A 23,212-nucleotide genomic window follows, 5' to 3' on the forward strand; every position below is an offset into this window, starting at 1 on the left:
TCCATTTCCTCCCACCGAACGTCGCCAAACTTTGTCAAATGTGCGACTTATCGGTTCAATCTCAAACGCTCATGCGTTGTCCGCCGTCGACAACATAGGTTTCGCCGGTAATAAAACGCGCCTTGGGTGAGGCCAGGAAAGCGACGAGATCGGCCACCTCAGAGGGCTCTCCCACCCGACGTTGCGGGATGCGTTTCAAAATATGTTGCGATAATTTCGGATCATCAAGCACGCGTGCCGAGATATCACTACGCACATAACCCGGAGCCACGCAGACGACCCGAACTTCTGATGGCGCCCATTCCGCAGCCAGGGCACGGGTCAACCCCTCAACCGCCGCCTTTGAGGCGCAATAAGAAGCAGCGGATGCGACACCCAAAGCGCCAAACATTGAACCAATGTTGATGACGCATCCCTTGCTTTGCCTCAGATACGGGAAGGCCGCACGCGCAAGCAGGAAATGGGAGACCAGATTAACATCCATCACCGACCGAAACGAAGCAGCATCTGTGTCTTCCGCACGCGCCTCGCGCATGACACCAGCATTGTTAACCACCACATCGATGCGCCCATGCAGCTCCGCGGCATCACTGACGAACTGCTCAAGCGCGGCATCGTCGGACACATCTCCAAAATGTGCCGAGGCGGTGCCGCCTTCTGCTTCGATCAGCGCAATAGTTTCAGCCAAGGCTTCTTTGTCGCGAGCGAGACAAGCAACCTTGTAACCCGCCTCGGACAAGGTCAGGGCAATGGCACGACCAATGTTTCGGCTCGCACCGGTGACAAGAGCAACGGGCGCGGTCATAGCTTGGCTTCCGGCAGAAGAAGTGCGCCCTTGTTAAGCCACTCGGCTCCGTCGATCGTCAGAACCTCGCCGCTCATGTAGTTCGCTGCGTCCGAGCACAAATACATCCCCGCTTCGACGGTTTCTTCCAACGTGCCAAAGCGGCCCGCGGGAATTCGATCCATAAGGTGCTGACGTGCTTCGTCTCCGGGCCAAAGCTTATCACGCGATTGTTCGGTATCGACAAAGCCGGGACACAGGCAATTGACCTGAACATTTCGTCCACCCCATTCAACGGCCAGCGTCTTGGCCATGGCGATCAATCCGGCTTTGGCCGAAGCGGAATGGACCGTTCCGGGGCCGCCAACCCACGCATAGCTGGCCGTGACGTTCAGGATCTTGCCTGACCGTTGTGGCAGCATGTGGCGTGATGCAGCGCGGGCGCAAAAAAACGAGCCATTCAGAACGATACCGACCACAGCGCTCCAACCGTTGGCAGTGATATCTTCTGCGCGGGCGATGAAATTTCCTGCGGCGTTATTGATCAATATGTCGATCCGACCGGTTTGCGCCACAAGGTCATCGAACGCTTTTTCAACCGCATCGTAATCCCGGATATCAAGTGGCATGACCACGGAGTTTCCATCAAGGCCGCTGATCAGTTCTGCCGTCTCTTCCAGAAGTTCAGCTCGACGCCCTACCAAACCGACGGTAGCGCCCAGTTCGGCCAGTCGAAGCGCGAAAGCCCGACCCAAGCCTGTGCCGGCTCCGGTGACCACGGCAACCTTTCCCTTGAATGAATCAAAACCTTTCATTCTTCCTCCTGTCTGGTTCGTAACGCACGCATGCGCCGTCACCTTATTCTTTCCTCACATAGTGCCTTGATATGCATCATGGCGAACGACTGTCAATAAAAATAAAATAGTGTTCCGCACATTGAAATTAGATACAGATCCAGCTTTCGAATATTAATACCGCAGCCACAAAACAGCCTTACAAATGCAGCGCCTGATCAGCAGCTGCATAGATACCAGAAGTCATGGCGCCGGCCTCGTAGGCATCAACGATCTCAATGGTGTCGCCATCGCCTGCCGTTGCTTTTGGTAGTGGTTCTCCCGGTTCGACTTCGCCAGCAATGACCGCAACCCCCGGCGCCACAGCTGCAAGCTTGTCGCGCCAGTCTTCGCAACCGGTCAAAACCTCTACTCCGAGTGCAGCAAGCCGATTGCGCGATACTTCGCGATAACCAGGATGGGCGTCATGCGCGATATCGCGCATCGCTGTGACAATGCGTACCCTGCGTCCAGCCGTTGCAAGGCGAATGGCGGCTTCTGTGGTTGCAACATCGCTGCCAAAAACCTCACAGAATTCATTTCCTTGGGGAAGTGTGTTCTGAACAAGGATGTCACTTGTCGGAAGAGCATTTGGCCGGGATTCGAGGATGGCCGAGGTGATGGGAAGCTGCCCAATTTCACGCCATACCAGACCAACAGGTGCGGTGTCTGGTTCGACGATCTGCACACCGGCAAGTTTGGCACGAAGCCACGCGGCTTCTATTGCCTCGTCGTATTCTTCCATTCCCGGCACCCTGGCACGCCATCCTTGCATCCCGCCCAAGCCGGTGCCGTTAACGGCAAGCTCTACGCTATGGCCGCGCTCGGCCGCGACCCATGCCGCAGTCAAGCTGGCCAGAGAACTTCCCTCAATTCGAAGTTTCTTCGATTTCTCGGCCGGCCTGAAACGCCAGCGCGCCTCGTCGCCAACGGCCGGATTTAGCGGGCAAATGGTTTGCGGGCGCGAAGATCGACCTAGACAGATGTTGCAACCGATACAGAAAATCGTTGTGTCTTCCTGATGGGTGCGGGCTTTTTGGGGGAGAGCCGGATCGGCGATGGAGGCCCGCCCGAACGCGGCAAGATCCATATCGCCACGAACCAGCGCTTCTTCTGCGATATGAGGGCGTTTAAGACGCCCGACTCCCATAACGGGGATCGACACCGATTGTTTGACCAGACGTGCAAGCGGGAGCCAACGCCCTTCCTTTTCACCGGTTATCATCGATAGCCGGTTGAAGGATTCATAGGTTCCGACCGACGCTGAAATGGCATGCACCCCCGCAGCTTCCAGGGCGCGGGCAATCTTGCAGGTCTCGTTAGAGGTCAACCCATCGGTCACAAATTCTTCCACGCTGAGACGGACGCATATGGGAAAATCGGACCCGCATCGTTCGCGGATCTGAGCAATAATGTTCAACAGAAACCGCATCCGGTTTTCCAGACTGCCCCCGAAGTCATCGCTTCGCTTGTTGGCATAGTTCGACAGGAACGCCGCCACCAAGTAGCCATGAGCGCCGTGAATCTCGACCCCGTCAAACCCTGCTTGCTTCAACCTGAACGCGGCGGCGGCAAAAGCATCCACCAGCATTTCAATCTGCGACACCGTCAATTCCAGCGGCATTTCCCGATTTAACGGGCAGGGGAGTGGCGACGGCGCGAGCAGCGGTTGGCCCGTGATTTTGCTGCGCGTCTGACGGCCAGCGTGACTGATCTGTCCCAGGAGAACCGCACCGTGGCTTTTCACCGCTTGGGCTAGACGCGCCAAATGTGGAATGCGTTCATCCGTATCGGCCATGCCCATGCGAGGCATTACCCTTCCGGATTCGTGAACGCCAAGGTTTTCCGTTACGATCAGACCAAATCCGCCTTGTGCACGAGCGGCAAGATAATTGATGAGACGGTCACCGACGTCTCCATTGGGTTCAGCAAAATTTGTCGTAACCGCGGGAACCACGAACCGGTTTTTGACCTCCAGTTTGCCAATCCGCATGGGCGAGAAGAGTTTAGGAAAATGCGGGTTGCATTCGTTTTGTGTCATTGAAAAGTTCCGGATCGCAGCATGAAGAATAGGGTTTCGCCATTCTGAATGTCAAAGCAGCCCCATCGTCTTGGCGATGACGTGCAATTGAATTTCATTGGTGCCTTCACCAATCCAGGCTTCGGGTGCATCGCGGAAAAGCCGTGCGATTTTCATGCCTTCCATGTAACCGGCACCACCGTGCAACAACATCCCGGTGGTGGAGGCGTTTACCGCCAATTCGCTTGCCAGAAACTTACCCATGGAAGCCTCTCGGTCGCATTTTGTCCCACTCATGAATAGGCGAGCCGCGCGGTAAATCATCAAACGCGCAGAATCCGCGCGCACTTTCATCTCGGCGACCTTGAAGGCAACGCCCTGAAACTTGGCGATGGGTTGACCAAAAGCCTTTCTTTCCTTGGCGTATTGCTCAATGAGTTCACATGCTTCTTCGCCAATACCAAGGCCACGGTTAGCAACCAGAATTCGCCCCTCAACCAGCGTATCCTTGAGTTGTCGTATTCCCTCGCCGTGCGCACCCAAAATGGCAGAAGCGGGTACGCGCACGTCGTCAAACGAAATCAGCGCGGTCGAGGATGAATGATTCCCCACTTTATCGAGCAGAGTCCGCGTTATGCCCGGATCATCGGTTGGAACAAGAAACAGTGTAAGGGAGTCTTGCGCACGATCTTCGCCAGTGCGCGCAGCAACCAGAATGAAATCGGCAATCGTTCCGTTGGTGATGTAAAGCTTCGACCCGTTTAGCAGGTAGTCGTCACCATCGCGACGAGCGGTGGTGCGAATGCCGCGAATGTCGCTGCCTGCATCAGGTTCGGTCAGGCCAAAGGCCCCGATCATGTCGCCGGTCAGGCCAGGCTCAAGATAGAGCGCCTTCTGTTCCTCGGTTCCAAACCGCATCAGAGGGGTCAGAGCCAGGTGTTGATGGGCAAACACGCCGGCCGAGATACCGGCTGATGCGCGCGTCAGTTCCTCATAGAAAATGCACCCTATCAGCAAATCCCCACCACCGCCCAGTGGTTCGGGCAGGTTGACAGCAAGATAACCCTGCTCGCCCAACATGCCGTAGATTTCTCGTGGAAAGCGATGTTCTGCCTCTGCGGCCTCTGCGAGAGGGACAAGACGGTCCTGTACGAAGCGTCTGAACTGTGCGCGAAATTGTTCGTGCTCCATATCGAGGCCGAAATCTCGAAACTCACCCATTTGCCATCCTCCCCTGTATCGCCATGATGACCAATCCATAAAAACTAAAATGATGTTCTGCAAGGTGAAATTGATGTATCTTTTTGCCGTGATAGTGCAAGCTTGGTGGATCAGGGCTTGTGCTTGTTTGAACAACTTATTTGGCGCTACTATTGTCCCTGACAGGTTTTCGCGGAACGGAGCGGACATGCAGACAGCAGAGAAACAAAACTCGATCATCTCACTAGACAGGGGGATGGATCTGCTGCGCGCCTTTAGGTGCGAAGAAAAGGCGCTTGGAATCAATGACCTGACCCGAATAACCGGGCTACCCAAGGCCACCGTGGCGCGACTGGCGCATACTTTGGTGACGCTCGGTTATCTGGGGCAAACGCATTTCCAGGGCCGCTATCACCTTGCTGACCGAGTCTTTGATCTCGGTACATCCTTCCTGTCCAGCATGCCGGTTTGTCGTGTTGCGGTTCCGGTGCTGCAAGACATCGCCGACCGGTTCAACATGTCTACTGCCCTGGGGGTCGGCAACCGTTCAGATATGGTCTATCTGGCCTATTGCCGAGGCAAGAATACCGTCACATTGCGGATGCGTACTGGCGCACTGATTCCGATGCATGAAACTGCCATGGGCAGAACGTTTCTCTGGGCGGTTGATTCTGAGCAACGAGCCTTTCACCGGAAATGCATCGAAGAAAGCGGAGCCGACATGGCGATTGTAAACGAACGATTTGAAAAATCAGCCGTGGAACTCGAGGAAACAGGGGTCTGCACCTCTCTGGGAGACTGGCGTCGAGATATCTATGCTGCTGCTGTGCCCCTTGTCATCGACAATGGCGAGACTGTACTTGCAATAAATTGCGGGGCTTCCCGTCACGGGCTTAGCGCTTCGGTTTTCCGCCAGGAAATTGGCCCGGCCCTGAAGGAAGCCTCGCGTGAAATTACCAACACAATGTCGGACTTGAGATACAATTTCTGGAACGAATAGAAATTTGCAAGACAGACCAAAAATTAGCTTCAATCAGCCGTCTTTTTGGCGAGGGCATCCATGATCTTTGCGGCATCGGCAACGAGACGTTTACCGATAATCGCCATCTTTTCCCGCGTAAGGTGCCGACTTGGCCCGCCGCAGGAAATTGCCAGAACCGGAGATTCCCCCTCTGCAACGATCGGCACGGCGACGCCGTTGATATCGCTTTGCCAGCCGTGAGTTGAGGAGGCGAAGCCGACCGTTTCAACTTCTTTTATGCCGCTCAAGACGCGCGTCTCCAATTCCGCCCACTGCTTTTCATGGCGACGCGCCAGGTAGCCAAACAGAAACTTGCGCTCCTGTTCCGGAATGCGTGACAACAATGCGTGGCCGCTGGCCGTCCCGGCAAGGGGAATACGCGACCCGATTTCGAGTTGCAGCGTCATCAGCGTGTTGGAACTGTGACAGACCTCAAGATGGATGACGTTGGTCTTGTCACGCCCGACCAGCGCCGCGTGCAGGTTGAAGTCATCCGCAAGCCGTTGAAGATAGCCGCGTACAACGTCGGTAACGCTGTTACCTGCCCGCCCAGCAAACCCCAACGTCAGGACGCCTGTGCCAAGCCTGTATTGGCGTCGGGCCGGCGAATAATGTAGATGCCCCGAAGCGACCAAAGCCTTACTGAAGCGCGATACGGTTGGTTTTGGAATTCCAGTAATATCCGCGATTTCGGCATTTCCCAGCCAGACGGCCTCGGGCGTGAAGGCTTCGAGAATGCGCAGCCCCTTTGCCAAGGCGATTACAAATGCACGATCTGGCGATGCCTTAACCTTGTCTCCCGAATCTCGTGGAGAGTCGTTTGGGGGATGTTCTTTCATCGGCAAATCTATTCACATTTGTACACTATCATACCCAAGACCCATAACTTACTTGAACACAAGATGAATCAGGAGTCCGCAGCCAGTGTTCCCCCAAGATAGGCGGTTTTGACGTGATCGTCATGTTGAAGCTCCTTGGCCGGACCTTCGAGTACGAGGCGCCCCGTTTCCAACAGATAGCCGTAGTCCGACAGTTGCAACGCAAGACGCGCATTCTGCTCAACAATCACAACGCTAATCCCTTCGGCGTTGACGGTCCGTACAATGCGGGCCACTTCTGCGATCATGATCGGTGCAAGGCCAAGCGACGGTTCGTCGAGGAGTAATACCTTCGGGTTGCTCATCAAGGCGCGCCCAATCGCACACATTTGCTGTTCTCCGCCCGACATACTGCCGGCGCGTTGGCTGATCCGTTCGCGCAGGCGCGGAAAATAGGAGAATACCCGTTCCATGTCGGATTTCCAGGAATGCCGACTGCCATTGAGATAGGCTCCCAGACGCAGGTTGTCGCCCACCGTCATATCCGGAAAAAGCCGCCTTCCTTCGGGCGACATGCTGACTCCGCGCTCGACCATCTGGTCGGATGACAGGCCTGTCACGTCGTTTCCCTCGAGAAGGATACGGCCGGACGAGGGCTTTATCAGACCGGAGAAGGCACGCAACGACGTTGATTTGCCGGCGCCATTCGCTCCCAGAATACATACAACTGAGCCTTTCTCGGCCTCGATGTTCAGATTGTCCACGGCCGTGATAGGACCGTAACGGACGGACAGGTTTTCAAACTTGATGAAGGTCAATGTCAGCTCCTAGATAAGCCTCAATGACATCGGGATGCCTTTGGATAACTTCAGGCACATCGATGGCAAGCACTCGGCCGCGATCCAAAACAAGGATGCGGTCACATATACGCGTGACCATGCCGACATCATGTTCGACCAGGACCACGTCAATGCCGCGTTCGGCACGGATGCGACGAATAAGTTCTCCCATCGCGCGCGTCTCAACCGGGTTAAGCCCCGCTGCTGGTTCGTCCATCAGCAGCTGCGTTGGACTGGCGGCAATCGCCATGGCCACGCCGAGCGTCTTCTGCACCCCATACGCAAGCTCTCCCGCGGTCCGATCACGGTCTTCGGTGATCCCACAGAAGTCCATGACATCCTCGGTAATCGTTTCGGCCAGTTTCCGCGAGTTGCGCAGAAGCTTACGGTCTGCAAAACGTCTTGGGACAGCCAATTGACCGAACAAATACCCGAGCCGGATATTCTCGCGAACGCTCTTGTTGCGAAACACGGTGGCTGATTGGAACGTGCGGATGATCCCCTTTGCGGCGACGCCTTCAGGACCAAACTTCGTGATGTCTTCTCCGTTGTAAGTGATCTGTCCCTTGGTCGCCGGATAGGTTCCGGTAATGAGGTTGAAGAGTGTGCTCTTGCCTGCACCGTTAGGCCCGATAATCCCAAAAATCTCACCACTACGGGTCGCGAAGCTAACGTCATCAATCGCCGTCAGCCCCCCGAACTGCTTTGTCACTCCGGTGAGTTCCAGCATGATTGGTTCATCTGTCATCTCGTTTCCCCCACAATTTTCCGATCAATCCATAGAGGCCGTCCGGCATGAACTTGAGAAAAAAGATTAGCACCAAACCATAGAACAGAACCTGATACTGAACCGCATCCCGGAACAGTTCAGGTAGTGGCACAAGGATAGCGGCCCCCAATATCACGCCGACAGGCGATGCAATTCCACCCAGCACGTTGATCACAATCAGATTGACCGCCGTCCAGAAATCGAATGCCTCTGGTGATACGAAGGTATAATAGCTGGCAAAAAAGCCGCCTGCGAAACCGGCCATCGCCCCGCTGATAACAAACACAGCCAACCGATACGCCATGGCATTTACGCCCAGGGAACGTGCTAGCTCTTCATCTTCGTCAAGAGTTTCCATGATTGCGCCGAATTCACTGCGATAGAGTGCGCGCAGCAGAAAGAAACCGCCCGCCGCCATCGCCAAGGCGATAAGATAGTAGACCGACTTATCACGGATCACATAGCCGAAGATTTGCGCGCGCGGCACTCCGAAGATGCCGTTCACACCGCCAAAAACATCTACCCATTCGATAAAGGTCAGCAGAACGATCTCGCCGAATGCAAAAGTCAGCAAAACGAAATAGACGCCGCGAATGCGAAGCAGAATGGGGCCGATGATCAGAGACACCAGCCCGCCGACTACCCCAGAGAGAAGAAAGCTGATTACAAATGGAAATCCGAGCGACATCATCGCAAGCGCAGAGGTGTAGGCCCCGATGCCCATCAGTGCGCCATGCGCCAGCGACAATTGCCCGATCCGCAACATCAGGTTCATGCTGAGCGCCAACAACGCATACATGCAAACCATCGTCCCGATATGGGTCAGGAAACGGTTCCCGACAACGAAAGGCCATGCAATCAGAACCACGGCGAGCGCGAGCCCGAATAGAACTTTTGTAGTTTTCATCGTGATTGCCCCAATAGACCAGCGGGACGGAACAACAATATCACAACGACAAGCGCAAATGAGATCATTGTAGCCACTGTTGTGTTGATGAATGTCGCAACGCCTGCCTCGACCACTCCGAGCAGCAAGCCCCCGACAACGGCACCCGGCAAGCTACCAAGGCCGCCCAGGATGACGACGATAAAGGCTTTCAGCATCGGCACTTCGCCGATGAAGGGGCTAACCGTATAGATGGGGGCCATCAACGCGCCTGCGAGTCCAGCCAGTGCACAGCCAATCCCGAACGAGAGTAGATAGATCCGCTGCGGCCGGATGCCCTGCAATGCGGCGGCCTCCCAATCCTGAGCCACGGCACGCATGGCAAGCCCAGCGCGCGCAAAGCGCAAAAAGAAATAGAACAGAACGAGGATTGCAATGGCAATGAAGCCAACCAGCATCCGGTCGTTCGGTATGAGGATACCGGCGATGTTCGTAACACCACTTACAGGACGCGGAATGGACATTTCCTGCGGTCCAAAAAGAATGGTGGCACCGGCCTGGAGGGTGATGGCAATGGCGAGAGTCATGATCATGCCGTTCAGTTCACGTCCAACGAATTGGCGTAATAGTAAGCGCTCGATCACCATACCGATCACGGCAACTATGATTGCCGCGATGATCACCGCGAGGAAGTAGTTGATTCCAAGCGTGGAAAAAAGAAGCATGACGGCTATTGCCCCAAGCATGTAAAACTCGCCATGTGCGAAGTTTACGATGCGCATGATCCCGAAGATCAGGGTAAAGCCCAACGCCATCATGATGTATACCAGCCCCATCATGAGACCGTTCACACCAATTTGAATCAGAAGCTGAAGCATTAGAAAATTCCGTAGGGGGCAAATCGCGTAGTGTGGCACCGGACCCCGAAGGGCCCGGTACGCACCGCAATTTCCGGTATCAGTTAACGTCGACGCGACCGATGATCTTTTCTTCACCATCGGAGATCATTCCGATGAACGTCGGTCCGATCAACTGGTTGTTATTGCCATAGGTTTCCATACCGCCCCATACCAACGCGCCTTGCGCGCCTTCATAGGGAGTCATGGTGACAAGTGTATCGCGAACAGCGTCTACATCAGTGACGGTTCCGGCCTTCTGCATGGAAGCGAACAGGAGATGGGCCGCGTCATAGAAGAATACGTTGAAAGCATTCATGGGTGGGTTGTAGATTTTCGCGTATTCTTCTTCCATCCACTTGTATTTGTCGGAAGTGGTGTCAGCTGCCGCATAGACGATCGTGCCTTCTGCGAATTCCTTGCCCGCCGCTTCGACGATGGCCGGAACACCCGGGCCGCCAATCTTGACGAACAGCCCCTCAAAGCCAAGCTCGCGCGCCTGACGGATGATCAAGCCAGCTGTGCTGGGTGGAGTTGTGTCAAGCTCGATGATGTCAGGCGAGGTCGCCATCAGACGCGTGATGATCGACTGGAAATCAACCGAAGAGCGTTCAAACAATTCGTTTCCGACAATTTCAAAACCCGCCTCACCGTAGGCTTTAACCTGCATCTTCTGGCTGTCCCAGCCGGTCTGATCGTTGGGCGAGATGACCGCGACCTTGGACTTGTCAGGATTGTTTTCTTTAACCCAGTGAACAATCTGGTCGATATACTCGGTGGTCGTCGGCAACACCCGATAGACATATTGCGGGTTGTTGGCCAACGTTTGAGGCGAATAGCTGTTCATCAGTGCGAGAACGCCCTCATCCTCAAAGATTGGCTTCACGGCAAGTGCAGAAGCCGATCCCAGCGGGCCAAGTATGAACTTTACACCATCTTGCTCGATCAGGCGCGTAGCCGCGGCCACACCTTCTGCTGGCTTGTAGCCGTCGTCATAGGACCGTACTTCGATCATGTAGGTCTTGTCACCAACAACCAGACCACCATTGGCGTTGATTTCAGCGACCGCGATTCGTGCCCCCGCATCAACGCCACGGCCCCATTCCGAGCCCGGACCGTTCAGCGCACTAATCGTCCCAATAGTTAACGTTTCCTGGGCAATCGCCGGCGTCATAGCCGTGCCGAGAAGTGCCGCGACACCGCCGATAATTGTGGCGAGACGCCCAAAACTGTTGCGTTTCATCATCTATCCTCCCTTGGATACCATTAGTCTTCGATAGCCCGGCCAATCTTCGGTGACGAGCGAAATCGAAACGATGTTCCGCAGAATGAACAAAATTCTGGTATTATCAACCCAAACTTTGCTAAAAGATGGTGTGCGAGGACAAATTTTTTGCCGGGCCCAGTGAGCTTGAGACATTTCAAGTTCCTCCGCCTCGTGCGGTATTTTTTGGCAATGCGGTCTTTCGCAATAAATTCGCATGAAAAGGAATCTGAATCCTGATGACGCACGAACCTGAGAATTGCGAGGCTAACGGGTTTATAGGCCGGGCGGCATTGGCCACAGATGAAGATCGGCTTGCCGCGCTGAAGCTGGTCAGGAGCGGCGCAATCATGGAATTAGGCCAGGTTCTTCGACCTCACGCGCCGCATTATTCAGGTGTTCAACCGCCGTTTCTGATGAACCTCTGGACAACAGCGCAGGGCGTAATTCGAGCGCTGGCTCGGAAAGGTATAACCAATGCGCCCGGCGTTAATCTCGAACACGCATCGATGACATTTCATGCTGGCACCCATGTCGATTCGCTCGGACATTTTACTGCCGGGCAGCACATGTATGGTGGGCGATCGGCAGATAAGGTGATTGGTGATCTCGGCCTTTATGATCTGGGTGCCGAGATGATTCCTGTAATAATTGCGCGCGCGGTTTTACTGGATGTGGCCAAAGCTGAGAACGCAGAGTCTCTGGCGGGCGGGCAGGTGGTAACCCGCCAATTGCTGCAAGCCGCCGAAACCGCGGCGGGCACGCGTCTGGGTGCCGGTGATGTTGCCTTGATTCGTACTGGCTGGGGCCAGTTTTATCGCTCGGATCCAGTCAAATACGTCAAATCCGAACCTGGCCTGGATCTTGACGCTGCCCGGTATCTGACAGAGGCCGGCGTAATTGCGATCGGAGCGGATAACATGGCGGTCGAAGTGATGCCGGGTACCGACCCGAAAATCTCGATGCCGGTCCATCAGCATACGCTTGTCGAGTGCGGCGTTTACCTTATTGAAAATCTCGATTTGGAGGCGCTCGCCGCCTCCGGATACAACGAGATTTGTTTCGTGATGCTGGCCATCCGAATCAAGGGAGCCACCGGCACGCCTGCTCGTCCGATCGCATTGTTATGACCCCATATCGATCGTCTCGTCGGGCTAACATAGATTATTCTCAAACCTAAACTTTTTTGGGGTGTCACCCCAGCTTTTCCCTCACATTCGCGACCAGAAGGCAAATATCACATGCTTAATACTGATCTCCAAGAAGGTATCCTGACCGTCACCATTGACCGGCCCGAACGTCGAAACGCTTTGTCGGTTGCTATGTCCAATGCCCTGACCGACCTATGGGAAGAAATCGAGAAAGACGAACGGATTCGCGTCACCATTCTGACGTCAGCCGACTGTGGCACGTTTTGTGCGGGTATGGATTTGAAGGAAGCGGCAGAAATCCAGGAACGTGAAGGTGTTGACGTGCTCACTCTTATTCGCGACCCGCATCACAGCAACATGTTGAAGCTACGCAAACCTTTGATTGCCGCAATGACGGGCCATTTTGCGGCGGGCGGTATGATGCTGTCACTGAACTGCGACTTGAGGGTAGGTATGTCAGGCACAAAAGGCGGCATCACGGAAAGCAAGATCGGACGCGGTTCGCCGTGGGCGATGCCGCTGGTATGGAAACTTCCCGAAGCTGTGCTTAAGGAGCTGACCCTTTGTGGCGAGATGATTGAGGTCGAACGCCTGCATGCGCTGGGTTTTGTCAACTTTGTCGAACAAACTCCAGATGCTGTGCGCGACCGAGCCATGAAATTGGCGCAACGTATTCGGGACAATGCGCCGCTTTCCGTTCTTGCGGCCAAGGCCAGCATACACGCCACGATGTCGCTGGGCTTGGAAGCCGGACTTGCCGAGGCCAAACGGATCTATGAGCCGGTCTACTCCAGCGAAGATGCGCAAGAAGGCCCTCGCGCATTTAGAGAAGGGCGCAAGCCACGTTGGATAGGACGCTGAGAGATAGGAACACCGAATGTTTAAGAAACTGACGCCCCACATCGGCCTTGTGACGCTGGACGATGGCACAACATATAACAAGCTTTCAGACACTGCGCTGATCGCTAATCTGACGGAGATCATGGAAGAAATCGGTGATGATTCTGAACTTCGCGTCATTATCGTGACCGGAGCGGGCCGGATCTTCTCTGCAGGTGGCGACATCCGGGCGATGCGGGACAAAGAGGGGCTCTTTAGTGGTAGCCCAGCCGAGATTCGCGCAGGATATAAGGCGGGTATTCATCGGATGTGCCGCGCTGTGGTTGCACTGGATATCCCCATAATCGCTGCGATAAATGGACCGGCCTACGGGGCTGGTTGTGATCTCGCGATGATGTGCGATATCCGTATCGGCTCCGAAAAGATGGTGTTGTCTCAAAGTTTTGTCCGCCTCGGGTTGATTTCCGGTGATGGGGGGAGTTGGTTTTTGCCGCGCGTGGCCGGTCTTGCGCGCGCCGCTGAGATGGCTCTGACGGGCGATCCGGTCGATGCACAGACCGCCTATGACTGGGGGTTGGTTTCGCGTCTGACCACTCCAGACGAGCTTTTGCCCGAAGCGCAACGCCTTGCAGAACGGATTGCTAGCGCTGCGCCTTTGGCCGTGCAGGGAGCCAAGCAACTGTTGCGCAATGCGTTGCAAACCACGCTGGACGAGTCACTTGACGATGCCGCCAGTAGGCAAGCGATCCTTCACCACAGCGCCGATCACCACGAAGCAGTTACGGCGTTTCTGGAAAAGCGAGATCCCCTGTTTCATGGCCTCTAAAGTGTTGCGCCCAACCCCAAATCACGGGGGATGGGCGTGCGGCGTTAGATCTTTATACAGGGCGCCTTAGAAACAGGTGTCAGCGTCTTGGGCAATGAAACCAACCGGTTCGCCCAATGGCCCACATGCTGATCATTTCTTGTCCCTAACCTGCACCAGCGCGGGAAAGTAATTGTCGCCAAATCCCGCGGCACGTGCCTTCTCCATTCGTGACCGGGCAAGTTCCGCACCGGGCGCGCTGAAACCTGTCAATTCGGCAAGTTCGAGCGCGTAGCTGACATCCTTTAGCGCATAATTCGTGGGAAACGCGCCGGTTGGGAAATTCCCTGGTAGCATCGCTTTCATTCCATGGTTGCGCAATGCAAAGCTATCCGCCGACCCCTTGGATAGGGTATCAAACAACAGGGTCGGATCGACCCCTGCCACCTCACCAAGGGTTAACGCCTCCGAGAGCGCCACCACCGTTTCGAAAAGTACCATGTTGTTGAGGATCTTAACCACTTGACCGCTCCCGACGGGACCGCAATGGGTAATCTCGCTGGCAGCGTGAGCCAGCAAGGGGCGCAGACGTTCGAACACATCGTCGCTGCTACCGACCATGATCGACAAAGTTCCCTCTTGCGCTGCTTGGCGCGTGCGCGCCACCGGAGCATCGGCATAGCTGATATCACGCGCGGCAAGTTCTTTGGCCAATTCACGTGTTAGCCCCACTGGCGCAGTCGATGTATCGACAAGCAACAAACCCGGACGCCCCCGCTCCAGCACCCCACCGGGTCCACGGATGACCGCCTCAACCTGTGGTCCACCGGGCAGCGACAAAAACAGAATGTCCATTGTTTCGGCCAGATCACCGACGCTGGCAGCGGTGTTCGCCCCCAGTTCTGCCAGACGCGCCATTGGTTCCGGGTTCAGATCAAAGACATGCATCTGCGCTCCGGACTTCGTCAGGATGTTGCGGCAGATTGGCTCTCCCATCACGCCAAGGCCTGCAAAACCGACCGCTTGTTCAGTCATGCCAAGTCTCCTTCAAGCGAAATTGAGAGAATAGATGTGCCACAAAGCGATCCAAGATAGGCCCGGCGTTCATCCTCAGAAAACGCGATGCTGGCGATGTTGCCAAGACGGCTCTCGCCGCAATCGTAGAAATGCTCGCGCCCCATGCGCCCTTCGGCCAGCGCCGTCTCGACACGGTCGACAAGGGCGACGTCAAGATCCTCAAGGATCAAAGTCAATTCACCGTCAGGCGAAAATCGCCACAGTCGATTCGACACGATACAGGTGATCCACAGATTGCCTTTGCTGTCATGGCGGATTCCATCGGGGAAGTCGCCGCGCCCGAGTTGTACGAGGGTGCGACGGTTGCTCAATCCATCAGGCCCGAGATCAAACCGCGTGATGCTACGAGAGAAGGTTTCGCTGATCACTAAACCGGTGCCGTCCGGCGTCAGGCGGCATTCGTTGGAAAAACAGATGTCATCGGCAAGGATGCGCGCACCCGCCTCGTCCTGCAACACGATCAGACCATCTGCGACTTTGTCGCTATAGGCTGCGAAGCGGGGCAGGCGCGTGGTGCTGACGGTGATCCAGTTGCGCCCCTTTTCATCGGTCATCACAAAATTCGCGGCCGAGAGAGCCACTCCCTCTACCTCTTCCAAATGCGGGGTCAGCACCCCTTCAGGCGACAGGCGCCAGATGCCGCCACCCTCGCCAATATTGGCGATCAGCGTGCTGCCGTCGGCCTGCGGGGCGATACCGTTGGGAATCAATTCGTGCCCGCCAGCCAATGCCGGGTCGGGACCGAGTGTCGATACCGTTCCATCCGGCGCAATCCGGCTAATGCCCCGGCCGCGGTGCGAGACAATCAGCGCTCCATCGGGACATACGTGGACCGATTCTGGACGTTGTAGTTTCGTGCCGTGATGCGAAACGTCCTCAAAGGAAAGACGGGAAACATGGGTCTGTGTGTTCAAAGCTGGCTCCTCCTCATCCGTGAAATAATTCCTGAATTCTGTGCTGCGCAACGTGTGGCTACTCCAATCCCTGGCGGTCATTGACGGCTAGATGCCGACCAGGAGCAAAATCCATGTTGCGTCGCGCGTAGTTTGAACCTTATAAAATTGAAAATGCGTTCCGACAAGTGAACCAGTGGGAGGGGCTATGCCGGAAGAAATTGTTGAAACCTTTGCGCGTCTGCCCGGGCTTTTTGCAGGCTCTGAAACGCTGCGACGTCGCTCAGCCCGAGCGCAGCTCGTCCTGCTCCTCGAAGCAGGGGACACGCGAAGGCGTCTGCGACTGGAACCAGGGGCGCTATTCCTGGAAGGCGCGGATGGCCCGATGGACAGTTGGGATGTTGCATTGCGCGCCACCCCTGAGGCCTGGGCAGATCATTGGGCGGCTCTTCCCCGACCCGATGCAGCCGACATTCTTGGAATGACACGCCACGGGCGCATGCGTATCGAGGGCAATTTCGCGCCGCTCATGCGTCATCTGCAATTGGTGAAAGATATTCTTGCATTGCCGAGGGCCGAACGATGACACCGCAATTCGATCCCATAACCGGGCGTTACTTACGGCTTGATATAGGCGGAACACCGCATCGGCTTTATTTTGAAGAAGCGGGACAAGGAATTCCGCTGCTTTGTCTTCACACCGCAGGGGCGGACGGACGACAATACCGCGGCCTGATGCTTGACCCAGAGGTGACGAGTCGGTTCCGAGTTATTGCCTTCGACATGCCCTGGCATGGGAAATCCAGTCCGCCCGAAGGCTGGCAAGACCGTGAATACAAACTGAGCACTACCGATTATGTGGGGCAGATCCTTGCCGTTTGCGACGCGCTTGCGCTCGATAGGCCTGCTGTCTTGGGGTGTTCCATCGGCGGGCGTATCGTTTTGCAATTGGCGGCCGATCACCCTGAAAGGTTCCGTGCGCTTATCGGCGCGCAAGGGGCCGCGTGGCAGGCACCTTGGTATGATACCGACTGGCTGCATCGTCCGGATGTGCATGGCGGTGAAGTGTGTGCTGCGCTGATCTCGGGGCTGGTGGCTCCGGGTGGGCCTGCGCAGGAACGGCATGAAACACTTTGGCATTACATGCAGGGTGGGCCGGGTATTTTCAAAGGTGACTTGTGGTTCTATCGTGTTGATGGCGATCTGCGTGAAACGCTTGGCCGGATCGACACCAACCGCTGCCCGCTCTGGTTGATGGGGGGTGAATACGATTTCTCCTGCCGCCCCGAGGATATGCTGGCCACCGCCAATGCGATTCCGGGCTGCGAGGCCGTCGTCATGGAGCAACTCGGCCATTTCCCGATGAGCGAGAATTATGCGCAGTTTGCGCGTTACCTGCACCCGGTGTTGGATAGTATTGCTGCCCAGAATTTAACGGAACCCGGCGCCGTGCCCGTCCAGAGCCAGCCGTCAAGCCGCGCTAAGTCTTGAGGGCCACCATACAGGACAGGTTGCCGTATTCGTCCAAAACTGCGGCTTGGACGCCGCTACACGGATTTTGGCTCGGTCAGCCATGCAAAAAAGAAAGTAATCCATGACGCTCTTTACAAACCCACCCACGATGCCAAGTCCGGACAAGACCGAAGACTTGTTGATTGGCGGCAAGCCCACGCCGGGCGACGGGCCGGCACTCGACGTCATAAATCCGGCAGACGGAAGTTTGATAGGGCAGGTGGCGAGTTCCTCGCCTGCGCAAGTTCGCGAAGCCGTTTCAATAGCCGCGCAAGCTCTGCGTAAGACAGACTGGGGGAGCGAACCGCCCCATGTTCGGGCACGAATTCTCGGACGTGCAGCTGACGTAATCGAGCGGCAGGCGGATTTTCTGGCTGAGTTGCAAATGCAGGAAAATGGCAAGACCCGGTCGGAAAGCCGGGGGCAGGCCATGGCTGCGGCGGGGATTTTCCGCTATTACGCCGCTGTCTGTGAATGCAGCGAAGACGCGATGCCGCCCGCTCGCGGTGACTACTTCTCAATGACGGTGCATGAACCAGTGGGCGTGGTCGCCGCGCTGACTCCGTGGAACTCTCCTCTAACCATGGGGGCACAAAAGCTCGCCCCTGCACTTGCTGCTGGCAATGCCGTTGTTTTGAAAGCCGCCGAAACAACGTCCTTCGTTACCCTTGCTCTCGGCCAGTGCGTTATCGAAGCTGGCCTGCCCGAAGGTCTGCTGAGCGTCGTGGCGGGCGGTGTTGAAACCGCCGTTGCTTTGGTTGAAGACCCCGAAATTGGCCTTATCAGCTTCACAGGTGGAACGTCGACAGGCCAGCATATCGCGCGCGGGGCCACGAAGCGGCTTTTGCCGTTGATCCTTGAACTCGGTGGGAAATCTCCGCATGTCGTCTTTGCCGATGCTGACCTTGCACAGGCCGCAAAATCTGTCGCATCCGGCATCTTCGGCGGTACCGGTCAATCCTGCGTGGCAGGATCCCGGCTTTTTGTTGATAAGTCCGTCGCTGACGAGTTTCGCACATTGCTGATCAAAGAAGCGCGCGCTATGCGTCTTGGTCCGCCCAGTGATCCCAACACCGTATTGGGGCCGCTCGCCTCGTTCTCACATCGTGAACGGGTAGAAGGTTTTGTGCAGCGCGGATTGGATGCTGGTGGCGAAATCTTGCTCGGTGGGGCCCGCCCCGAGGGCACGGAATTTGAGAAGGGCGCCTATTACCTGCCCACGATCATCGGCAATATCGACAACACCGCCGAAATCGCGCAAGAGGAAATCTTCGGTCCGGTTCTTTGCTTCATGACCTTCGAAGGCGAAGAAAACCTAATCGAAGCCGCCAATGACAGTGTTTACGGGCTTGCTGCAGGGCTTTGGACAGCAGACTATCGCCGCGCGTGGCGTGTTGCACGACAGCTTGAAGCCGGGACCGTGTGGATCAACACCTATAAACAACTCTCTATTGCCGCCCCATTTGGCGGGTTCAAACTTTCGGGGTTCGGGCGCGAAAAGGGCCAGCAGGGCATGCGAGCCTATCAACAGACAAAAAGCCTCTACTGGGCGAACTAACGCATGGTCAGAATTGAAAGGGTGCCTATCCGAGCATCCCGTCGGCACCAAAATTCTGACCGCGACACATCATAGAACACTGCGCTGCGTGCTCAGTCTGTTTTTGCCGACCGTCGCTGCGCGTCTCGGACCAGCGCGGCAAGACGGTAAAACCCATGCGCCATTTTAGAGTAGGGCGTCAGCAGGAACAGTGCCAGCACGGCGCCGAGATGCAGGCCCATGAGGCTCGGCACCAATGTCGTACCCGTGGACGCGTAGAGCGCCAGTCCCGATGCACCGGTCAAACCTAGCAAGAAAACAAACGCCATTTCGCCGCCACGTGTTGTGCCCGCGCCCAAATTCGAGTCAGCGCGTGTCTTGAGCCAGGCAAGTTTTACCGTCCCCAGCGTGAGCAGGACGCCACCGGGCACTCCTAGTATCTTGGGCAAACTGATGAGGCTGTAAGGTGCATGAAGCGCAAACCCGTAGTGCATCACTGTCCCCGAAACGGTCGCTGCAAAACACAGAAGAAAGCCCCACATGGTCGCCTGATGCGCATATCGGCGCGCCTGTGAATATCGGTCGCCCTTCTCATAATTACAGCCCTGCTCTTGTCCGCCCGAAAGATTACGCATTTTTGCGGCGTTCATCGCAGCTTCACGCAGATGTCGAAATTTCACCGGGCGCCCATCGGTTTCGTGCCAATAACGCCTCAGACCGATCGCCAGAACGGCCAGCGGAAAAAGAAAAGCCGGCATGAAGATCGCCGTCATGACAGAATGCGCCAAGACCGCATAGAACCCTTCACCGCCATCAGGTGATAGTGTGGATTGAGCGAAAAACAACGCCGCGATGCCCAACACCAATACTGCTGCTATCGCCAAGCCATTGCTCTGCACCGCTGCCGATATTCCACGCGGCCAGGCAAAACGATCCCAGCTTTCCACCTGCACCTCGGCCAGCGCCTTTGGTAGGTTCAACTCGAATTCATGTGGGCTGGTATATTGGCATGAATAGTAACAACCCCGGCAGTTGTGGCACAGATTGGCGAGCTGTGTGATGTCGCCGTTGGCGAAAAGTCGTTTATCAAACATCGCCGGAAATACGGCACAAAAGCCTTCGCAATACCGACAGGCGTTGCAGATTTCGGCCTGACGACGTGCCTCAGTGATGGCGGGTGTCGATGGGGCGGGGGTATCAAGCGACATATGCGGCAGCCTCCTGTCCGGCAATTCGTCCAAAAACGGTTCCGATAGTCATGCCGAACCCAGCGAGATAGCCTTGGCCCAGAATTGAGCCCGCCATGATCTCACCCGCAGCCCAGATGTTTTCATATGGGCCGTCAGGGCCGCTGACTCGTGCTGTCGGATCAACCTTCAAACCCAGATAGGTAAACGTCACGCCGGGGCGCAAGACATAGCCAAAAAACGGCGGCTCAACTATGGGTCGCGCCCAGTTGGTCTTGGGGGGTTCCAGCCCTTGCGTCGACAGCCCATCCAGATCCTGCGGCGTAAAATGCCCCTCGCTGCAGGCAGCATTGAACGTATCAATTGTGTGGGTCAGTTTTTCGGGTGGCAGGCCCATTTTCTGCGCCAGTTCCGCAATTGTATTTGCTCTTTCTGGCGGGAAGACTGATGGCATGAACAACTCGGCAGAGCGTGAATCAATAATTGAAAAGGCCACCTGATCAGGCTGTGCCGCGACCAGACGCCCCCAGATTGCATAACGCTTGGGCCACACATCCTCACCTTCGTCATAGAAACGTTCCGCGTCACGATTCACCACGACCGAAAACGGCACGCAATCCAACCGTGTTACAATGCCGCCGTCAAATTTCGGCGCGCGCCCGTCGATGGCGACGGCATGGCACTGTGTGGGGTCGCCGACACTTTCCGCGCCTTGTTCAAGCATGTCGTTCAGCACGACACCCCTGTTGAAGCGCGTGCCACGGATCAGAAAATTTCTCGCTGCTGGTCCCCAGGCCCGGGCGAGCCAGTCAATATCAGATTGAAAGCCACCAGAAGCCAGAACAGCCGCACGCCCGCGCACCTTCAACACGGTGCCAGCCACTGCAACATCGACCGCCTCGAACCGTTGCTCGGTCACTTGGATATGGGTCACTTCGGCCTCATAAAGCACGGTAACGCCCAAATCCTCCAGCACATTGTAATAGGCATTCACCAACGCTTTGCCACCGCCAAGGAAAAAAGCATTGGTTCGGCTCAGCGATAGCGTACCAGACAAAGACGGCTGAAAACGGACCCCGTGACGCTCCATCCAAGGCAGACAGGCTTCTGACTCCCGGATGGTCTGTCGCGCCATATCTTTCTCGGTTTTGCCATTCGTCACCCGCAGAAGATCGTTGAAATACTCGTCTTCTGCATAGCTGTCGGTCAGCACGGACAACGGCCCGCGATGCATACAACGAAAATTGCGTGTGTGTCGGGAATTACCACCACGATAGGGTTTCGGAGCGCTCTCTAATACGAGCACCCGTGCGTTTGCCTCGGCCGCTTCGATCGCAGCACAAAGCGCGGCATTGCCTCCTCCGACGATGATAACGTCCCATTCCGTTTGCTCGATACTTGTCACGCAGCCCTTCCCCCGTTTTGCATGGCACATTTTCCAGCGAGACGGATTCTAAGCTCCGCAAGAACAGATACCGCCAGGATCCCTGTTGCCCCTGGTTTATGCCGGATGGGCACCACAAATCTTGCCATGCTGCACCAGGCCCAGCCCCATTTGCGCTCTGTCTCTGTCGCTCTCGTGAAATTGTGACTATCTGTCACATCATTCCTTTGGTTTTCAAGCGTGGTTTTGACTAAAAGCTCCAAAAACAATGGAATAGCCCGAAGACGGCGGACCTTTAACCGAGCTTCGCCAAACACAACGCCCAGAGATGTGAAGTTCAAGGCAAGCCTCTTAGGCACATTCAATCGTTTCATTTCTGGTGGTAAGAAGATCATGTTAGTTGACGCTCGGGCAGTGGGAGGCACGCCAAGTTTGGGCTTTGTGGTGAGAATTACCGTGCTCGGTGAGGTGCAAAAAGTGGGTCTGGTATCGATGGTTCAGCACGAGCCTTTTTGCTGTAACATTCATTTTTTGGGTAAGAGGCATGAGCGCTAGCGCCGTCCTGAAACCGTCTTGAAAATGGCGGGAAAATACGCGTCACCAAGCCCTTGGTCTTGAGCCAAAGCCATGACTTGCATGGTGAGCTCCGCGGTCGACAATGTCACATCTCTTTCTTCGCCCGCTTGCAGAGCATAGCCAATATCCTTCATTGCGGAAGAAACAGAAAATTGCCCCTTGGGGAAATCATCTCTAAGCATGGATAATACCCCATGCTTATGAACTGAGTAGCTATTTCCGGACCCTTCGGAAAGGCAACGTAATAGTATTTCCCTGTCCAAGCCGAGCGCATCACCTAACGAAACACCTTCTGCTAGTGCCAATACGTTTGAAAACATGATCATATTGTTGATCAATTTGACGGAATATCCAGATCCGGTAGGGCCGCAATAAATAATTTTGCTCGCGAGAAAATTTAACAGCGGTTGAATTTTTTCAAATGTCTCAGGATCCGCGCCAACCATGGTAAGCAATGTACCTTCACTCGCCGCTTTGGTCCCCCTTGCCACGGGTGCATCGACAAAGTGTAGATCCCGATCTTTTGAAAATGAAATCAGATGTTTCGCGAGGTCTGGTGTGCCTGTTCCCAAGTCAACAACAATCTGACTTTTAACACTATTTCTTCCAAAACCGTTCTGCGATGTGAAGACCTCCTCAACAATTTCCTGCTTTGGCAAAGATAAGAACACTACGTCCAAAGCTGAGAAGTCGGCTATGCTCTCAGCGCGCTTCCCGCCGACCTTTATGGCTAAATCGAGAGCTTCCTCATCTTTATCAAATACAAAGACATCTCCTTTGAATTTCTTGATAATATTGGCGCAGATACCACCACCCATTGCGCCCAACCCAATAAACCCAATGTTGCTAAACTCGGAGCATTTGTATTCAACCATATCCAATTTTCGCCTGTTCTGGATTGCTATGTATATAGCTACATT

22 protein-coding genes are annotated in these 23,212 nt (G+C 55.4%); 7 read left to right on the forward strand and 15 right to left on the reverse strand.

Annotated features, from left to right (window positions below; translation table 11 throughout):
* Window positions 1–61: 61 nt before the first annotated feature.
* The 4 genes from LZG00_19490 to LZG00_19505 all read right to left on the reverse strand — a co-directional run bounded on the left by LZG00_19490 (window position 62) and on the right by LZG00_19505 (window position 5,077).
* The gene (locus LZG00_19490; GenBank protein MCF3596173.1) at window positions 62–805 is read right to left on the reverse strand and encodes an SDR family oxidoreductase; all 744 of its coding nucleotides are present in this window, start codon (window positions 803–805) and stop codon (window positions 62–64) included.
* Complete coding sequence (locus LZG00_19495; GenBank protein ID MCF3596174.1) at window positions 802–1,599, reverse strand: SDR family oxidoreductase; 798 nt, start codon at window positions 1,597–1,599, stop codon at window positions 802–804. Before LZG00_19495 ends, LZG00_19490 begins: the two co-directional genes overlap by 4 nt.
* Window positions 1,600–1,777: 178 nt before the next feature.
* A complete protein-coding gene (locus LZG00_19500; GenBank protein MCF3596175.1) occupies window positions 1,778–3,658 on the reverse strand; it encodes an NADH:flavin oxidoreductase in 1,881 nt (626 codons plus the stop codon).
* A gap of 51 nt (window positions 3,659–3,709) precedes the next feature.
* The gene (locus LZG00_19505) at window positions 3,710–5,077 is read right to left on the reverse strand and encodes an acyl-CoA dehydrogenase family protein (protein ID MCF3596176.1); all 1,368 of its coding nucleotides are present in this window, start codon (window positions 5,075–5,077) and stop codon (window positions 3,710–3,712) included.
* Here LZG00_19505 and LZG00_19510 point away from each other — a divergent pair.
* Window positions 5,046–5,837: an IclR family transcriptional regulator gene (locus LZG00_19510; GenBank protein ID MCF3596177.1), complete on the forward strand. Its 792-nt coding sequence runs from the start codon at window positions 5,046–5,048 to the stop codon at window positions 5,835–5,837. The genes LZG00_19505 and LZG00_19510 overlap by 32 nt on opposite strands.
* A 29-nt stretch (window positions 5,838–5,866) precedes the next feature.
* Here the strand turns inward: LZG00_19510 and LZG00_19515 are convergent, their stop codons facing one another.
* The 6 genes from LZG00_19515 to LZG00_19540 all read right to left on the reverse strand — a co-directional run bounded on the left by LZG00_19515 (window position 5,867) and on the right by LZG00_19540 (window position 11,312).
* Window positions 5,867–6,697 carry an IclR family transcriptional regulator gene (locus LZG00_19515; GenBank protein MCF3596178.1) on the reverse strand — a complete coding sequence of 277 codons (831 nt, stop codon included), beginning with the start codon at window positions 6,695–6,697 and terminating at the stop codon, window positions 5,867–5,869.
* 68 nt (window positions 6,698–6,765) lie between these two features.
* Window positions 6,766–7,494, reverse strand: a complete 729-nt coding sequence (locus tag LZG00_19520; protein ID MCF3596179.1) for an ABC transporter ATP-binding protein — start codon at window positions 7,492–7,494, stop codon at window positions 6,766–6,768.
* Window positions 7,475–8,263, reverse strand: a complete 789-nt coding sequence (locus LZG00_19525) for an ABC transporter ATP-binding protein (GenBank protein ID MCF3596180.1) — start codon at window positions 8,261–8,263, stop codon at window positions 7,475–7,477. The genes LZG00_19520 and LZG00_19525 overlap by 20 nt, the downstream gene beginning before the upstream one ends.
* Entirely contained in the window at window positions 8,253–9,191 is a 939-nt protein-coding gene (locus LZG00_19530; protein MCF3596181.1) for a branched-chain amino acid ABC transporter permease, read from the reverse strand. The genes LZG00_19525 and LZG00_19530 overlap by 11 nt, the downstream gene beginning before the upstream one ends.
* A complete protein-coding gene (locus LZG00_19535; GenBank protein MCF3596182.1) occupies window positions 9,188–10,048 on the reverse strand; it encodes a branched-chain amino acid ABC transporter permease in 861 nt (286 codons plus the stop codon). Before LZG00_19535 ends, LZG00_19530 begins: the two co-directional genes overlap by 4 nt.
* Window positions 10,049–10,127: 79 nt before the next feature.
* Complete coding sequence (locus LZG00_19540) at window positions 10,128–11,312, reverse strand: ABC transporter substrate-binding protein (protein MCF3596183.1); 1,185 nt, start codon at window positions 11,310–11,312, stop codon at window positions 10,128–10,130.
* Between the two features lie 257 nt (window positions 11,313–11,569).
* Here LZG00_19540 and LZG00_19545 point away from each other — a divergent pair, with 257 nt between their 5' ends.
* The 3 genes from LZG00_19545 to LZG00_19555 all read left to right on the forward strand — a co-directional run bounded on the left by LZG00_19545 (window position 11,570) and on the right by LZG00_19555 (window position 14,147).
* Entirely contained in the window at window positions 11,570–12,460 is an 891-nt protein-coding gene (locus LZG00_19545; protein MCF3596184.1) for a cyclase family protein, read from the forward strand.
* 111 nt (window positions 12,461–12,571) lie between these two features.
* Complete coding sequence (locus tag LZG00_19550; protein MCF3596185.1) at window positions 12,572–13,342, forward strand: enoyl-CoA hydratase-related protein; 771 nt, start codon at window positions 12,572–12,574, stop codon at window positions 13,340–13,342.
* Between the two features lie 16 nt (window positions 13,343–13,358).
* Window positions 13,359–14,147: an enoyl-CoA hydratase-related protein gene (locus LZG00_19555; protein MCF3596186.1), complete on the forward strand. Its 789-nt coding sequence runs from the start codon at window positions 13,359–13,361 to the stop codon at window positions 14,145–14,147.
* Between the two features lie 132 nt (window positions 14,148–14,279).
* On the opposite strand, the gene LZG00_19560 is transcribed toward LZG00_19555, so the two are convergent.
* Both LZG00_19560 and LZG00_19565 read right to left on the reverse strand, forming a co-directional pair.
* Window positions 14,280–15,161, reverse strand: a complete 882-nt coding sequence (locus tag LZG00_19560) for an NAD(P)-dependent oxidoreductase (GenBank protein MCF3596187.1) — start codon at window positions 15,159–15,161, stop codon at window positions 14,280–14,282.
* The gene (locus LZG00_19565) at window positions 15,158–16,117 is read right to left on the reverse strand and encodes an SMP-30/gluconolactonase/LRE family protein (protein ID MCF3596188.1); all 960 of its coding nucleotides are present in this window, start codon (window positions 16,115–16,117) and stop codon (window positions 15,158–15,160) included. The genes LZG00_19560 and LZG00_19565 overlap by 4 nt, the downstream gene beginning before the upstream one ends.
* Window positions 16,118–16,304: 187 nt before the next feature.
* Between LZG00_19565 and LZG00_19570 the strand changes: the two genes are divergently transcribed.
* The 3 genes from LZG00_19570 to LZG00_19580 all read left to right on the forward strand — a co-directional run bounded on the left by LZG00_19570 (window position 16,305) and on the right by LZG00_19580 (window position 19,166).
* On the forward strand, window positions 16,305–16,682 hold the full coding sequence (locus LZG00_19570) for a hypothetical protein (protein MCF3596189.1): 378 nt from the start codon (window positions 16,305–16,307) through the stop codon (window positions 16,680–16,682).
* Complete coding sequence (locus LZG00_19575) at window positions 16,679–17,587, forward strand: alpha/beta hydrolase (protein ID MCF3596190.1); 909 nt, start codon at window positions 16,679–16,681, stop codon at window positions 17,585–17,587. Before LZG00_19570 ends, LZG00_19575 begins: the two co-directional genes overlap by 4 nt.
* A gap of 103 nt (window positions 17,588–17,690) precedes the next feature.
* A complete protein-coding gene (locus LZG00_19580; GenBank protein ID MCF3596191.1) occupies window positions 17,691–19,166 on the forward strand; it encodes an aldehyde dehydrogenase in 1,476 nt (491 codons plus the stop codon).
* Window positions 19,167–19,258: 92 nt separating this feature from the next.
* On the opposite strand, the gene tcuB is transcribed toward LZG00_19580, so the two are convergent.
* The 3 genes from tcuB to LZG00_19595 form a co-directional block, all read right to left on the reverse strand.
* Window positions 19,259–20,353 (reverse strand): tricarballylate utilization 4Fe-4S protein TcuB, encoded by a 1,095-nt coding sequence (gene tcuB / locus LZG00_19585; GenBank protein ID MCF3596192.1) that lies wholly within the window; start codon window positions 20,351–20,353, stop codon window positions 19,259–19,261.
* Entirely contained in the window at window positions 20,343–21,728 is a 1,386-nt protein-coding gene (tcuA, locus tag LZG00_19590) for an FAD-dependent tricarballylate dehydrogenase TcuA (GenBank protein ID MCF3596193.1), read from the reverse strand. Before tcuA ends, tcuB begins: the two co-directional genes overlap by 11 nt.
* 539 nt (window positions 21,729–22,267) lie before the next feature.
* Entirely contained in the window at window positions 22,268–23,167 is a 900-nt protein-coding gene (locus LZG00_19595; protein MCF3596194.1) for an NAD(P)-dependent oxidoreductase, read from the reverse strand.
* Window positions 23,168–23,212 lie beyond the last annotated feature (45 nt).

Source organism: Rhodobacteraceae bacterium LMO-JJ12, from assembly GCA_021555075.1.
GTDB lineage: Bacteria > Pseudomonadota > Alphaproteobacteria > Rhodobacterales > Rhodobacteraceae > JAKGBX01.